The sequence below is a fragment of the Pseudomonas entomophila genome, assembly GCF_018417595.1.
GTDB lineage: Bacteria > Pseudomonadota > Gammaproteobacteria > Pseudomonadales > Pseudomonadaceae > Aquipseudomonas > Aquipseudomonas entomophila_C.
This window is the reverse complement of sequence record NZ_CP070982.1, coordinates 1,167,033-1,181,240: the sequence shown is the minus strand read 5'-3', so window position 1 is coordinate 1,181,240 and position 14,208 is coordinate 1,167,033. Positions and strand designations below refer to the sequence as shown.

At 62.8% G+C, this 14,208-nt stretch carries 19 protein-coding genes; 10 read left to right on the top strand and 9 right to left on the bottom strand.

What is annotated here, in order from left to right; genetic code table 11:
- Positions 1–2: 2 nt before the first annotated feature.
- The 9 genes from hisD to JYG34_RS05165 form a co-directional block, all read right to left on the bottom strand.
- Entirely contained in the window at positions 3–1,325 is a 1,323-nt protein-coding gene (hisD, locus tag JYG34_RS05205) for a histidinol dehydrogenase (RefSeq protein ID WP_213659750.1), read from the bottom strand.
- A 126-nt stretch (positions 1,326–1,451) separates the two neighbouring features.
- Entirely contained in the window at positions 1,452–2,087 is a 636-nt protein-coding gene (gene hisG, locus JYG34_RS05200) for an ATP phosphoribosyltransferase (protein ID WP_011532429.1), read from the bottom strand.
- Between the two features lie 92 nt (positions 2,088–2,179).
- Positions 2,180–3,445 (bottom strand): UDP-N-acetylglucosamine 1-carboxyvinyltransferase, encoded by a 1,266-nt coding sequence (gene murA / locus JYG34_RS05195; RefSeq protein ID WP_011532428.1) that lies wholly within the window; start codon positions 3,443–3,445, stop codon positions 2,180–2,182.
- A gap of 23 nt (positions 3,446–3,468) precedes the next feature.
- Positions 3,469–3,708, bottom strand: coding sequence for a BolA family protein (locus tag JYG34_RS05190; protein ID WP_213659749.1), 240 nt, complete (start codon positions 3,706–3,708; stop codon positions 3,469–3,471).
- Between the two features lie 118 nt (positions 3,709–3,826).
- The gene (locus JYG34_RS05185; protein ID WP_213659748.1) at positions 3,827–4,129 is read right to left on the bottom strand and encodes an STAS domain-containing protein; all 303 of its coding nucleotides are present in this window, start codon (positions 4,127–4,129) and stop codon (positions 3,827–3,829) included.
- Positions 4,126–4,779: an MlaC/ttg2D family ABC transporter substrate-binding protein gene (locus JYG34_RS05180; RefSeq protein ID WP_213659747.1), complete on the bottom strand. Its 654-nt coding sequence runs from the start codon at positions 4,777–4,779 to the stop codon at positions 4,126–4,128. Before JYG34_RS05180 ends, JYG34_RS05185 begins: the two co-directional genes overlap by 4 nt.
- Before the next feature lie 9 nt (positions 4,780–4,788).
- Positions 4,789–5,274 carry an outer membrane lipid asymmetry maintenance protein MlaD gene (gene mlaD, locus JYG34_RS05175; RefSeq protein ID WP_011532424.1) on the bottom strand — a complete coding sequence of 162 codons (486 nt, stop codon included), beginning with the start codon at positions 5,272–5,274 and terminating at the stop codon, positions 4,789–4,791.
- A complete protein-coding gene (gene mlaE / locus JYG34_RS05170; protein ID WP_213659746.1) occupies positions 5,274–6,071 on the bottom strand; it encodes a lipid asymmetry maintenance ABC transporter permease subunit MlaE in 798 nt (265 codons plus the stop codon). Before mlaE ends, mlaD begins: the two co-directional genes overlap by 1 nt.
- Entirely contained in the window at positions 6,071–6,880 is an 810-nt protein-coding gene (locus JYG34_RS05165) for an ATP-binding cassette domain-containing protein (RefSeq protein ID WP_011532422.1), read from the bottom strand. Before JYG34_RS05165 ends, mlaE begins: the two co-directional genes overlap by 1 nt.
- Positions 6,881–7,115: 235 nt before the next feature.
- On the opposite strand from JYG34_RS05165, the gene JYG34_RS05160 reads away from it, so the two are divergent.
- The 10 genes from JYG34_RS05160 (at position 7,116) to JYG34_RS05115 (ending at position 14,116) form a co-directional block, all read left to right on the top strand.
- Positions 7,116–8,090 carry a KpsF/GutQ family sugar-phosphate isomerase gene (locus JYG34_RS05160; RefSeq protein WP_011532421.1) on the top strand — a complete coding sequence of 325 codons (975 nt, stop codon included), beginning with the start codon at positions 7,116–7,118 and terminating at the stop codon, positions 8,088–8,090.
- Positions 8,091–8,615 carry a KdsC family phosphatase gene (locus JYG34_RS05155; RefSeq protein ID WP_213659745.1) on the top strand — a complete coding sequence of 175 codons (525 nt, stop codon included), beginning with the start codon at positions 8,091–8,093 and terminating at the stop codon, positions 8,613–8,615. It abuts the gene before it with no gap.
- 8 nt (positions 8,616–8,623) lie between these two features.
- Positions 8,624–9,196, top strand: a complete 573-nt coding sequence (lptC, locus tag JYG34_RS05150) for an LPS export ABC transporter periplasmic protein LptC (protein WP_213659744.1) — start codon at positions 8,624–8,626, stop codon at positions 9,194–9,196.
- Entirely contained in the window at positions 9,183–9,707 is a 525-nt protein-coding gene (gene lptA, locus JYG34_RS05145; RefSeq protein ID WP_011532418.1) for a lipopolysaccharide transport periplasmic protein LptA, read from the top strand. The genes lptC and lptA overlap by 14 nt, the downstream gene beginning before the upstream one ends.
- Positions 9,708–10,433, top strand: coding sequence for an LPS export ABC transporter ATP-binding protein (gene lptB / locus JYG34_RS05140; protein ID WP_011532417.1), 726 nt, complete (start codon positions 9,708–9,710; stop codon positions 10,431–10,433). It abuts the gene before it with no gap.
- A 172-nt stretch (positions 10,434–10,605) separates the two neighbouring features.
- Positions 10,606–12,102 (top strand): RNA polymerase factor sigma-54, encoded by a 1,497-nt coding sequence (locus tag JYG34_RS05135; protein ID WP_213659743.1) that lies wholly within the window; start codon positions 10,606–10,608, stop codon positions 12,100–12,102.
- A 78-nt stretch (positions 12,103–12,180) separates the two neighbouring features.
- A complete protein-coding gene (gene hpf / locus JYG34_RS05130) occupies positions 12,181–12,489 on the top strand; it encodes a ribosome hibernation-promoting factor, HPF/YfiA family (protein WP_011532415.1) in 309 nt (102 codons plus the stop codon).
- A gap of 12 nt (positions 12,490–12,501) precedes the next feature.
- Complete coding sequence (gene ptsN / locus JYG34_RS05125) at positions 12,502–12,966, top strand: PTS IIA-like nitrogen regulatory protein PtsN (RefSeq protein ID WP_011532414.1); 465 nt, start codon at positions 12,502–12,504, stop codon at positions 12,964–12,966.
- A 2-nt stretch (positions 12,967–12,968) separates the two neighbouring features.
- Positions 12,969–13,823 carry an RNase adapter RapZ gene (gene rapZ / locus JYG34_RS05120; protein WP_011532413.1) on the top strand — a complete coding sequence of 285 codons (855 nt, stop codon included), beginning with the start codon at positions 12,969–12,971 and terminating at the stop codon, positions 13,821–13,823.
- A gap of 20 nt (positions 13,824–13,843) precedes the next feature.
- Positions 13,844–14,116, top strand: a complete 273-nt coding sequence (locus tag JYG34_RS05115) for an HPr family phosphocarrier protein (RefSeq protein ID WP_011532412.1) — start codon at positions 13,844–13,846, stop codon at positions 14,114–14,116.
- Positions 14,117–14,208: the final 92 nt, after the last annotated feature.

Genomic DNA, 14,208 nt, shown 5'->3' with positions numbered 1-14,208 from the left:
GCTCAGTTCCCCTTCTCGTTGAGGATGCGGTATTCGGCGCTGCGCGCGTGGGCGGTCAGCGATTCGCCACGGGCCAGTACCGACGCGGTGTGGCCCAGCTCGGAAGCCCCTTGCTCGGAGCAGAAGATGATCGACGAACGCTTCTGGAAGTCGTACACCCCCAGCGGCGAAGAGAACCGCGCGGTGCCGGAGGTCGGCAGCACGTGGTTGGGGCCGGCGCAGTAGTCGCCCAGCGCCTCGCTGGTGTGGCGGCCCATGAAGATCGCACCGGCGTGGCGGATCTGCGGCAGCCAGGCCTGCGGGTCGGCCACCGACAGCTCAAGGTGCTCGGGGGCGATGCGGTTGGCCACCTCGATCGCCTGTTGCATGTCGCGCACCTGGATCAGCGCGCCACGGCCATTGATCGACTTCTCGATGATCTCGGCACGCTCCATGGTGGGGAGCAGCTTCTCGATGCTGGCGGCAACCCGGTCGAGGAAGGCGGCATCCGGGCTGACCAGGATCGCCTGGGCGTCCTCGTCGTGCTCGGCCTGGGAGAACAGGTCCATGGCGATCCAGTCCGGATCGGTCTGGCCATCACACACGACAAGAATCTCCGACGGACCGGCAATCATGTCGATACCGACCTGGCCGAACACATGACGCTTGGCAGTGGCGACGTAGATGTTGCCCGGGCCAACGATCTTGTCTACCTGCGGCACGCTCTCGGTGCCATAGGCGAGGGCCGCAACAGCCTGCGCGCCACCGACGGTGAAGACCCGGTCGACCCCGGCGATGCAGGCCGCAGCCAGCACCAGCTCATTGACCTCGCCACGCGGTGTCGGCACTACCATCACCACTTCGGACACCCCGGCAACCTTCGCCGGAATGGCATTCATCAGCACCGACGACGGGTACGACGCCTTGCCGCCCGGCACATATAGACCGGCACGGTCCAACGGCGTGACCTTCTGGCCCAGCACGGTGCCGTCGGCTTCGGTGTACTGCCAGGAATCCTGCTTCTGCCGCTCGTGATAGATGCGCACACGGTTGGCAGCTTTTTCCAGGGCTTCACGCTGAACCGGGGTGATGCGGGTCAGGGCCAGCTCCAGGCGAGCGCGGTCAAGGATCAGGTCGTCGATGGATTTGGCATCGACACCGTCGAAACGCTGGGTGAACTCCACCAGCGCCGCATCGCCGCGCTCGCGCACGGCCTTGATGATGTCGAGCACGCGCTGGTTGACCGCGTCATCGGACACGCTTTCCCAGCTCAGCAGATGATCCAGATGTCGGGCGAAATCCTGGTCAGCGGCGTTGAGACGGGCAATTGCAGTGGACACGGTCATGGCGAGGGCCTCGTTATTAGCGGATGTTCAGGCGCCCTAAAGCTACCACTCCATCCGCGCGGGCACCTGAGAAAGAAGGCTATGACGCGGATAGACGGGCGCGACAGCAGAGGTCGCGCGCAGAGGTCAGCCGCGGTGTCGTGATTCGACGGCGTTGCGCAGGGTGTCGATCAGGCTCTGGATACGGGCGTGCTGCATCTTCATGGAGGCCTTGTTGACCACCAGGCGCGAGCTGATCGTGGCGATCAGTTCTTGTGGCTCGAGGCCGTTGGCACGCAGGGTGTTGCCGGTGTCGACCACGTCGATGATCTTGTCGGCGAGGTTGATCAGCGGTGCCAGCTCCATGGAGCCGTACAGTTTGATGATGTCGACCTGGCGACCCTGTTCGGCGTAGTAACGCTTGGCTACGTTGACGAACTTGGTGGCCACGCGCAGACGGCCCTTGGGCTCGGGCGCGCCGGTCACGCCTGCGGTCATCAGCTTGCACTGGGCGATCTGCAAGTCCAGCGGCTCGTACAGCCCCTGGCCGCCGTATTCCATCAGCACGTCCTTGCCGGCCACCCCGAGGTCGGCGGCGCCATGCTCGACGTAGGTCGGTACGTCAGTGGCACGCACGATGAGCAAGCGCACATCGTCCTGTGTGGTGGGGATGATCAGCTTGCGGCTCTTGTCCGGGTTCTCGGTGGGAACGATGCCGGCTTCGGCCAGCAACGGCAGGGTGTCGTCGAGAATGCGGCCTTTTGATAGCGCGATGGTCAACATGGGAAACGTCGGTCCTTAAGCAGCTATAGCCGGCCGGGCCATGGGCCCGACCGCATACGATTCGGCTGGCGCGTCCCTGCGCCGGTCACAGACTAGCCCGGTACGCGGCGGATCTTGGCGCCGAGCATCTGCAGTTTTTCCTCGATGCACTCGTAACCACGGTCGATGTGGTAGATGCGATCGATGAGCGTGTCGCCTTCGGCGACCAGGGCCGACAGCACCAGGCTGGCGGAAGCGCGCAGGTCGGTGGCCATCACTGGAGCGCCCTTGAGCGCCTTGACGCCAGTGACGATGGCGGTGTTGCCCTCGACCTGGATCTGCGCGCCCATGCGGTGCATCTCGTACACGTGCATGAAGCGGTTCTCGAAGATGGTCTCGATCACCGCGCCAGTGCCTTCGGCGATGGCGTTGAGCGAGATGAACTGCGCCTGCATGTCGGTGGGGAACGCCGGGTACGGCGCGGTACGCAGGTTGACGGCCTTGGGCCGCTTGCCGTGCATGTCCAGCTCGATCCAGTCTTCACCCGTGGTGATGTCGGCGCCAGCTTCCTTCAGCTTCTCCAACACGGCTTCGAGAATGGTCGGATCGGTATCCTTGACCTTGACCCGGCCGCCGGTCACGGCAGCGGCAACCAGGTAGGTGCCGGTCTCGATACGGTCAGGCATGACGCGGTAGGTTGCCGAGGCCAGGCGTTCGACGCCATCGATGGTGATGGTGTCGGTACCGGCGCCCTGAACCTTGCCGCCCATGGCATTGATGAAGTTGGCCAGGTCGACCACTTCCGGCTCGCGCGCGGCGTTCTGCAGTACGCTGCGACCCTTGGCCAGCGCGGCGGCCATCATGATGTTCTCGGTACCGGTCACACTCACGGTATCGAAGAAGAAGTGCGCGCCACGCAGGCCGCCTTCCGGGGCCTTGGCCTTGATGTAGCCACCCTCGACCTCGATCTTCGCGCCCATGGCTTCCAGGCCACGGATGTGCAGGTCGACCGGACGCGAGCCAATGGCGCAACCGCCTGGCAGGGCCACTTCAGCCTCACCGAAACGGGCGACCATAGGGCCCAGCACCAGGATCGAGGCGCGCATGGTCTTGACCAGCTCGTAGGGTGCTACCAGGGTCTTGATGGTGCGCGGGTCGATCTCCACCGCGAGCTTCTCATCGATCACAGGTTCGATACCCATGCGACCGAACAGCTCGATCATGGTGGTGATGTCGTGCAGGTGTGGCAGGTTGCCCACGGTGACCGGACCGTCGGCCAACAGGGTCGCCGCCAGGATTGGCAATGCGGCGTTCTTCGCGCCGGAAATGCGGATTTCGCCGTCGAGGCGCGGGCCGCCAGTGATAATCAGTTTGTCCATACGTCTCTCGCCGCCAAGTTGGCTCAGGTGCGCTCAGCCCAGGCTGCGCTGCTGAAGAATTTCATGGTTACCGCGTGAATGCTGCCGTTCGAGATCCACGGATTGAGGTGAGCATAGATCGCCTGCTGACGCTTGACCGGGCTCAGGCCGGCCAGCTCGTCGCTGATCACGTTCAACTGGAAGTTGCAGCCTTCGCCTTCAACTTCGACCCGGGTTCCCGGCATTTTCTCTTCCAGAAAGCTTTTGACTTCTACGGCCTGCATGCTCAACCTCGATCGGCGCCCAACGCGCGCGGGTCGGCCATCATACAAAAAAGCCCCTCGCCTGCGAAGCCCAAGACGGGGCGCACTGACCGAGGGGCTTTCACCTTGCAACAGGCCATCAGCCCGCCAGTACCTCATCGAGGTCGTAAACCTCGGCGATTTCGCGCATGTCGTCAGGCATGCCGCGCAGTTCGCAGGCCTTGCCGGCCGCCTGGGCGTCACGCATGAAGGCCAGCAGCAGCGACAGGCCGACACTGCTGGACTTCACCACGGCGGTGCAGTCCAGTACCAGGCGGGCCTCGCCGCTGGCGGCGATCAGCGCCTTGCCCTGCTTGCGCAGGGACGGGCCGCTGCGGTAGTCCAGCACGCCGGCCAGGCGCAGGACGCCAGGCTCGGTCATGCTCACTGCGGCATCGCTCATTTGACTTCCTTGTCCGGCGAGTTGTCGGCGGTCTGCTTGGCCTTGGCCACTTCACCGGCCCAGCCGTCGATGGTCTTGTCGAGGTTGTTGCCGTTACGCTGCATGGCGTCCTGGAACTGGTCACGGAACAGCTTGCCGATGTTGATGCCGTTGACGATGACGTTACGCACCTTCCAGTCGCCGCCGATCTTCTCCATGGTGTACTGCACCGGGTAGACCGCGCCGTTGGTGCCGGTGATCTTCATGCCGACGCTGGTGCGGTCGCCATCCTCGGCCTTGGCTGGGTCTACGACGATGCCCTGGTTGTTGTACTCCAGCAGGGCGTTGCCGTAGAACTGCATCAGGCTGCGCTTGAAGTTCTCCTGGAAGCGCTGCATCTGCTCGGGCGTGGCCTTGCGCGAGTACTTGACCGTCATGATGCTCTTGGAGATGCCGTCGGCATCGACCACAGGGCCGAGGTTGTCGTTGAGCGCCTTGTAGAACGCCTCGGGGTTGGCCTTGTACTGCTCTTTGTTGGCTTTCAGGTCACTCAGCAGTTGAGTGGTGGTGCCCTGGATGACGTCGCGGGCAGACTGCCCTGGCGCTGCCATGCTCAGCAGGGGGAAGGCCGCCAACAGCACCAGCAGGCCACGTCGCAGGATCGAAATCATGGGAACTCCTTAATTAGCCGGTTGAGCTTCTTTCGGTTCCTTGCCCACGGAATTGAGCAGGAACTTGCCGATCAGATCTTCCAGCACCAGCGCCGACTGGGTGTCGTGAATGGTGCTGCCATCCTTGAGAACCGCTTCTTCGCCACCAACGCTGATACCGATGTACTTCTCGCCCAAGAGGCCTGCGGTCAGGATCGAGGCCGTGGAGTCGGTCGGCAGGTTGTCGACCTGCTTGTCCAACTGCAAGGTGACGCGACCGGTATACGAATCACGGTCCAGATCGATGGCCGTGACCTTGCCGATGGTCACACCGGCCATGGTCACTTTGGCTCTGACCGTCAAACCGGCGATATTGTCGAAATACGCATAAACTTTGTACGTGTCACTGCTCGGGCTGGCCGACAGCCCGCTGACACGCAGGGCCAGCAGCAGCAGCGCCAGGATCCCGGCCAGGAGGAACAGGCCGACACCGATTTCCAGGGTGCGGTTTTGCATCAGAAATCTCCAAACATCAAGGCGGTCAGAATAAAGTCCAGACCCAGGACTGCCAATGAGGCATAAACCACGGTCTTGGTGGTGGCACGGCTGATCCCTTCTGAAGTGGGCTCGCAGTCGTACCCCTGGAATACGGCGATCCAGGTAACGACGAAGGCGAACACCAGGCTCTTGATCAGCCCGTTGATCACGTCGTCGCTGAAAGAAACGCTGTTCTGCATGTTGCCCCAGAACGAACCGTCGTAGACGCCCAGCCAGTCGACGGCGACCCACGAACCGCCCCAGATGCCGACCACACTGAAGATCAGCGCCAGCAACGGCAGCGAAATGAAACCGGCCCACAGGCGCGGGGCAACGATGTACTTGAGCGGGTCGACACCGATCATCTCCAGGCTCGACAGCTGCTCGGTGGACTTCATGTTGCCGATCTCGGCGGTCAGCGCGGAACCCGCGCGCCCGGCGAACAGCAAGGCGGTCACCACCGGCCCCAGCTCACGCAGCAGCGTCAGGGCGACCATCTGCCCCACGGCCTGCTCCGAGCCGTACTTGGTGAGGATGCTGTAGCCCTGCAGCGCCAGTACCATGCCGATGAACACGCCGGACACGACGATGATCGCCAGCGACAGCACGCCAACCGAATAGAGCTGCTTGACCAGCAGCTGGAAGCCACCGCCGATGCCGCCACGGCCACTGAGCGCATGCCCCAGGAACAGGCACGAGCGCCCCAGCACCGCGAGCACGTCGATGGCCGAACGGCCGAACAGACGGATACGTTCGAGTAAGGATTTTCTGCGCATCAACGCGCCCCCAGCAGATCGGCGCGATAGTCAGGCGCGGGAAAATGGAATGGCACCGGCCCGTCCGGGTCACCCTTCATGAACTGGCGGATACGCGGGTTGTCCGACCCCATCAGCTCGTCCGGCGTGCCCTGCCCCAGTACCTGGCCATCACCCACCACATAGATGTAGTCGGCGATGCTGGCGGTTTCCGCCAGGTCGTGGGAAACCACGATGCTGGTGATCCCCAGGGCGTCGTTGAGCAGACGGATGAGACGGACCAGCACCCCCATGGCAATCGGATCCTGGCCGACGAACGGTTCGTCATACATGAGGATCTGCGGATCGAGGGCGATCGCGCGCGCCAACGCCACACGGCGCTTCATGCCGCCGGACAATTCGTCGGGCATCAGGTCGATCGCGCCACGCAACCCCACCGCCTGCAGTTTCATCAGGACGATGTCGCGGATCATCTCGTCCGACAGCTGCGTGTGCACGCGCAGCGGAAAGGCGACGTTCTCGAACACGTCGAGGTCGGTGAACAGCGCGCCGCTCTGGAACAGCACGCCCATGTGCTTGCGCGCGTCGAACAGGTCGCTGCGCGACAACGCGGGCAGGTTCTGCCCGTTGACCCAGACTTCGCCGCCTGTGGGGCGCAACTGCGCGCCCATCAGGCGCAGCAAGGTGGTCTTGCCGCACCCCGAAGGCCCCATGATGCCAGTGACCTTGCCGCGGGGAATACGTATGTCCACGTTGCTGAAAATGCTGCGCGAACCGCGCTTGAAGGTGACACCCTTCAACTCGACCGCGTAGGCGCTATCCACACTCATCTAGACTCCTTGCTAGTGCAGCCTCGCACTAATGGACGTTCACCTTCATCGTGAAGGCACACGCGCCCCTGGCAGGCCGAATAGCGGCGAACTATAGCACCGCTGGCAGGCCCTTCCCAAGGGCGTCAAACGTTCCATTCAGGGCACTGACAGCTATATGTGACATTCGAAGGATGAGCGTTTCACACATTGCGGCTATAATCGCCGCCTTTTCATCAGGCATTGCGTTTTCGACATGAGCCAATCCAGCGAGCTGATCCACTCCGCCCAGCGCACCCTGCGCCTGGAACTCGAGGCCGTAGAGGGCCTGCTGGCCCGTATCGACGGCAACTTCGTCAAGGCTTGTGAGCTGATCCTGGCCAGCAAGGGCCGCGTCGTGGTGGTCGGCATGGGCAAGTCGGGGCACATCGGCAACAAGATCGCCGCCACCCTCGCCAGCACCGGCACCCCTTCGTTCTTCGTGCACCCGGCCGAGGCCAGCCACGGTGACATGGGCATGATCACCCGTGACGATGTCATTCTTGCCCTGTCCAACTCCGGCAGCACCGCCGAGATCGTCACCCTGCTGCCGCTGATCAAGCGCCTGGGGATCCAGATGATCAGCCTTACCGGCAACCCGGACTCGCCCCTGGCGCAAGCGGCCGAGGTCAACCTCGACGCCCGCGTGGCCCAGGAAGCCTGCCCGCTCAACCTGGCCCCCACCTCGTCCACCACCGCCGCGCTGGTGCTGGGCGACGCCCTGGCCATCGCCCTGCTGGAAGCCCGCGGCTTCACCGCCGAGGACTTCGCCTTCTCGCACCCGGGCGGCGCGCTGGGCCGACGCCTGCTGCTGAAGGTCGAGAACGTGATGCATTCGGGCGAGGAACTGCCAAAGGTGCAACGCGGCACGCTGCTCAAGGATGCATTGCTCGAGATGTCCCGCAAGGGCCTGGGCATGACCGTGGTCCTGGAAAGCGACGGCAAGCTCGCCGGCGTCTTCACCGACGGCGACCTGCGCCGCAGCCTCGACCGCAGCATCGATATCCACAAGACCCTCATCGACGAGGTCATGACCGTCCATGGCAAGACCGCCCGCGCCGAGATGCTCGCCGCCGAAGCGCTCAAGATCATGGAAGACCACAAGATCAGCGCGCTCGTGGTGGTCGACCGGGACGACCGCCCGACCGGCGCCCTGAACATGCACGACCTGCTGCGTGCCGGAGTGATGTAAATGAACCAGGACCTCATGCAACGCGCAAAGGCCATCAAGCTGGCGGTGTTCGACGTCGATGGCGTGCTCACCGACGGCCGCCTGTACTTCCTCGAGGACGGCAGCGAGTTCAAGACCTTCAACACCCTCGACGGCCAGGGCATCAAGATGCTCATGGCCTCGGGCGTGACCACCGCGATCATCAGCGGGCGCAAGACCCCCGTGGTCGAGCGCCGGGCGAAGAACCTGGGCATCCCGCACCTGTTCCAGGGCCGCGAGGACAAACAGGTGGTGCTCGACGGCCTGCTCGCCGAACTCAACCTAAGCTATGAACAGGTCGCCTATCTGGGCGACGACCTGCCCGACCTGCCGGTGATCCGCCGCGTGGGCCTGGGCATGGCGGTGGCCAATGCCGCGCCGTTCGTTCGCCAGCACGCCCACGGCGTGACCCAGGCACGCGGCGGTGAAGGCGCCGCCCGCGAGTTCTGCGAACTGATCATGCAGGCCCAGGGCACCCTGGACGCTGCCAATGAAAATTACCTGTAAGGCCACCCATGTTCAGCAAGAAACTTCGTAATTTTGCGCTGTTCGGCGTGATTGCCGCCCTGCTGGCCGCCGTCGGCTACTGGAACGTCAGCCCGGAGAGCTTCCTCGAGCAGCCCACCGCCCAGGTCGACGAAAGCGCCATCGACTACTACGCGATCAATGCCCACAGCCTGCAGTTCCTGCCCGACGGCAAGCTGCAGTACGAGATGACCGCCGACAAGGTCGAACACCTCAAGGCCAGCGAAGTCACCCTGGTGACCACGCCCGACCTGCACATGTACCGCGGCACCGAATACCCGTGGCACGTGCAGAGCAAACGCGCCGAGGTCAACCCGGACGGCACCGAGGTCGAACTGATCGATGATGTGCGCGTGGCGCGTACCGACGAAAAGCAACGCGAAACCATCATTACCAGCACCCGCATGACCGTGTTCCCGCAGAAGCAATATGCGCAGACCGAGCAAGCCGTTAGAATCGACGGCGCCGGTGGCACGACTACGGGCAAAGGAATGAAAGCGTATTTGAAAGAAGGCAGGATGGACCTGCTCTCTAACGTAAGAGGACAGTATGAGGCTCGTTAAAACCATCCCCCTTCTGCTCAGCCTGGGCGTAGCACTGGGAAGCGCGAGCGCCTTCGCCCTGCCGAACGACCGTGACCAGCCGATCCGCATCCAGGCGGACAACGCCCACCTGGACGACAAGCAAGGCGTGGCCACCTACACCGGCGACGTGATCATCACTCAAGGTTCGATGATGATCAAAGGCAACACCGTGACCATGACCCGCGCCGCTTCCGGCGACATCGACGTGGTCACCTCGGTGGGCAACCTGGCCTACTTCGAGCAGCAGCAGAGCGCCGCCAAGCCCGACAAGATGAAAGGCTGGGCCGTGACCATCCAGTACCAGGCGCAGAAAGACATGGTGATTCTCACCGACCGCGCCAAGGTCGAGAACGAAGGCAACACCACCGAAGGCGAGAAGATCGTCTACAACACCAAAACTCAGGTGGCGACCGCCGGTCGCGGTGGCAACGTGACTGCACCACGTCAGCGCATCGACATGGTCATTCAACCGAAGAAAAAGGCCGAGTAAATGGCAACCCTCAAAGCCCAGCACCTGGCCAAGAGCTACAAGGGCAGGCAGGTCGTTCGCGACGTCAGCCTGTCCATCGACAGCGGCCAGATCGTCGGCTTGCTCGGCCCCAACGGCGCCGGCAAGACCACCTGCTTCTACATGATCGTGGGTCTGGTCCAGGCGGATCAGGGCCGGGTCCTGATCGACAGCCTCGACGTCAGCCACCAGCCCATGCATGGCCGCGCGCAAGCGGGTATCGGCTACTTGCCGCAGGAAGCCTCGATCTTCCGCAAGCTGTCGGTGGCCGACAACATCATGGCCATCCTCGAGACCCGCAAGGACCTCGACCGCGACGGCCGGCGCAAGGAGCTGGAAAGCCTGCTGCAGGAATTCCACATCAGCCACATCCGCGACAACCTGGGCATGAGCCTCTCCGGTGGCGAACGCCGCCGTGTCGAAATCGCCCGCGCCCTGGCCACCGCGCCCAAGTTCATCCTGCTGGACGAACCCTTTGCCGGCGTCGACCCGATCTCCGTGGGCGACATCAAGCAGATCATCCACCACCTCAAGAACAAGGGCATCGGCGTACTGATCACCGACCACAACGTTCGCGAAACGCTGGACATCTGCGAGACCGCCTACATCGTCAACGACGGCCAACTGATCGCCGAAGGCGATGCCGAGACCATCCTGGCCAACCAGCTGGTCAAGGAAGTCTACCTGGGCCACGAGTTCCGCCTCTGATCCAGGGCCTGCCCGGAGCACTGGCAAACACGCCCGGGACGGGCTTAAGTGTAACAGTGCTCTAGGCAAACGCTGCAATTTCAGGCATATAACTTGCTTAAAATCGGCGCCCAAGCGCCCTACGTAGTGGATGGCGCATGTGCGCCGGCGAACAAGGTATTAAGCCCCTGCCATGAAACCATCGCTCGTCCTAAAAATGGGCCAGCAACTGACGATGACCCCGCAGTTGCAACAGGCCATCCGTCTGCTTCAGCTCTCCACCCTGGACCTTCAGCAGGAAATCCAGGAAGCGCTGGAATCCAACCCGATGCTCGAACGTCAGGAAGACGGCGACGACTTCGACAACAGCGACCCGATGGCGGACAACGCCGAGAACAAGCCGGTCGCCGAAGTCCAGGACAACAGTTTCCAGGAAACCACCAGCAGCAGCGCGGAAACCCTGGAGGATGGCGAGTGGGCCGAACGAATCCCCAACGAGCTGCCGGTCGACACGGCCTGGGAAGACATCTACCAGACCAGCGCCAGCAGCCTCCCCAGCAATGACGACGACGAGTGGGACTTCACCACCCGTACCTCGGTCGGCGAGAGCCTGCAGAGCCACTTGTTGTGGCAACTGAACCTGGCACCAATGTCCGACACCGACCGCCTGATCGCCGTCACCCTGATCGACAGCATCAACGAGCAAGGCTATCTGGAAGACTCGCTCGACGAGATCTGCGCCGGCTTCGACCCAGAGCTCGATATCGAGCTGGACGAGGTCGAGGCGGTACTGCACCGCATCCAGCAGTTCGAACCCGCCGGCATCGGCGCCCGCTCGCTGGGTGAGTGCCTGCTGCTGCAATTGCGCCAGCTGCCGGCCTCGACACCCTGGATGAGCGAAGCACAGCGCCTGGTCACCGACTTCATCGACCTGCTCGGCAGCCGTGACTACAGCCAGCTGATGCGCCGCATGAAGCTCAAGGAAGACGAACTGCGCCAGGTCATCGAACTGGTGCAGACACTCAACCCGCGCCCGGGCTCGCAGATCGAGTCCAGCGAGCCGGAGTACGTGGTCCCGGACGTCATCGTGCGCAAGGACAGCGAGCGCTGGCTGGTCGAGCTGAACCAGGAGGCCATCCCGCGCCTGCGCGTCAACCCGCAGTATGCCGGGTTCGTCCGCCGCGCCGACACCAGCGCCGACAACACCTTCATGCGCAACCAGTTGCAAGAGGCTCGCTGGTTCATCAAGAGCCTGCAGAGCCGCAACGAGACGCTCATGAAGGTGGCGACGCAGATCGTCGAGCACCAGCGTGGCTTCCTCGACCATGGCGACGAAGCCATGAAACCCCTGGTGCTGCATGACATCGCCGAAGCCGTGGGCATGCACGAGTCGACCATTTCCCGGGTCACCACGCAGAAATACATGCACACGCCGCGTGGCATCTACGAACTGAAATACTTTTTCTCGAGCCACGTGAGCACCGCCGAGGGCGGCGAATGCTCGTCCACGGCGATCCGCGCGATCATCAAGAAACTGGTAGCGGCGGAAAATCAGAAAAAGCCATTGAGTGACAGCAAGATCGCTGGTTTACTGGAGGCACAAGGCATCCAGGTAGCCCGTCGCACCGTCGCCAAGTACCGCGAGTCGTTGGGAATTGCCCCGTCGAGCGAGCGCAAGCGACTGATGTAGCCCCCGGATGTGCCACAGCGTTTCAGTGGCAGGTGCAATACCTGCCTCTTTATGCACGGGCAACAAAGGAGAAGCTGTATGCAAGTCAACATCAGTGGACAGCATGTAGAAGTCACCCAACCACTGCGCGATTACGTGCTTGAAAAGCTCGCCCGGGTGGAGGGTCATTTCGACAAGATCACCAACGCAACGGTGATCATGAAAGTCGAGAAGCTACAGCAGAAGGTTGAAGCCACACTCCAGATACCCGGTGGCGAAGTGGTCGCTAATGCCGAGCACCAAGACATGTATGCAGCGATCGACGCCCTGGCTGACAAGCTCGACCGCCAACTGAAAAAACACAAGGAAAAACAGCAAAGCCTGCTGCAAGGTGCAGCCGCCCGCTGATCCCCCTCATCCATGATCCGACTTGAAACCATCCTGACCCCCGGCCGTTCCCTCGTGAACGTGCCGGGTGGCAGTAAAAAGCGCGCCCTGGAAAAGGTCGCCAACCTGATCGCCGAGCAAGTACCCGAGCTGGAGATGCAAGACGTCTTCGAAAAACTCGTCGCTCGTGAAAAACTGGGCTCCACCGGCTTCGGCAATGGCATCGCCATCCCCCACTGCCGGCTCGAAGGCTGCACCGCGCCCGTCAGCGCCCTGCTGCATCTGGACGCCCCCATCGATTACGACGCCATCGACGGCGCCCCTGTCGACCTGCTGTTCGTCCTGCTGGTCCCGGAAGCTGCCACCGATGCGCACCTTGAACTGCTGCGCCAGATCGCCAGCATGCTCGATCGCAAGGAGGTTCGCGATCGCTTGCGCGGTGCCGCCAGCAACGAGGCTCTGTACCAGGTAGTCCTGGACGTGCAGAACGAGGCCTGACCATGCGCCTGATCATCGTCAGCGGCCGCTCCGGCTCCGGCAAGAGCACCGCCCTCGACGTACTGGAAGACAACGGTTACTACTGCATCGACAACCTGCCCGCCGGGTTGCTGCCGCAGTTGGCGGAAAACGCACTGATCAACACCGAGCTGCAGCAACCCAAGGTGGCTGTCTCGATCGATGCGCGTAACCTGCCCAGCCATCTGACCCGCTTTCCAGAGCTGCTGGAGGAAGCGCGTACCCGGCACATTCAGTGCGATGTGCTTTATCTGGACGCTGACGAAGACACGCTGCTCAAGCGCTTTTCCGAAACCCGCCGTCGCCATCCACTGACCAACGCCAATCGCTCGCTGGCCGAGGCGATCCGGGTGGAGAGCGAGCTGCTCGGGCCCATCGCGGACCTCGCCGACCTCAAGATCGATACCACCAGCCTGAATCTTTACCAGTTGCGCGACTCGATCAAGCTGCGCCTGCTCAATCAGCCGGAACCTGGTACCGCATTCCTCGTCGAGTCGTTCGGTTTCAAGCGCGGCATGCCCGTTGATGCCGACCTGGTGTTCGACGTGCGCTGCCTGCCCAACCCTTACTGGAAACCGGAACTTCGCGAGCATTCCGGGCTCGAACAGCCGGTAATCGACTATCTGGCCGCGCAGCCGGATGTCGAAGAAATGTTCCAGGACATCTCCACCTACCTGCTCAAATGGTTGCCGCGCTTCGCCGCCAGCAACCGCGCCTATGTCACCATTGCCATCGGCTGCACTGGTGGCCACCATCGCTCGGTGTACATCACCGAACGGCTGGGCCAGTTGCTCCAGCAATCCCTGAAAAACGTCCAGGTCCGCCACCGCGACCTCTAGCCCACAGGATCCGCACCACGATGCCCGCCCGCGAAATCACCATCATCAACAAGCTGGGCCTGCACGCCCGGGCGGCCGCCAAGTTCGTCGGCGTGGCCGGGCGCTTCCCCTGCCAGGTGCGCGTCGGGCGCGCACCAGACAAGCTGGTGGATGGCAAGAGCATCATGGCCGTGATGATGTTGGCAGCCGGCAAGGGCACCCAGGTGCACCTGGCCACCGAAGGCGAACAGGACAACGACGCCATGGACGCGCTGGTGGCGCTTATCAACAACTTCTTCGACGAAGGTGAGTGAAAAGCCCTGCCCTCTGTAGAAGCGGCTTTAGCCGCGATGCAGGCAACGCGGTATCTGGCACCCGCTTCGCGGGTGATCGCGGCTAAAGCCGC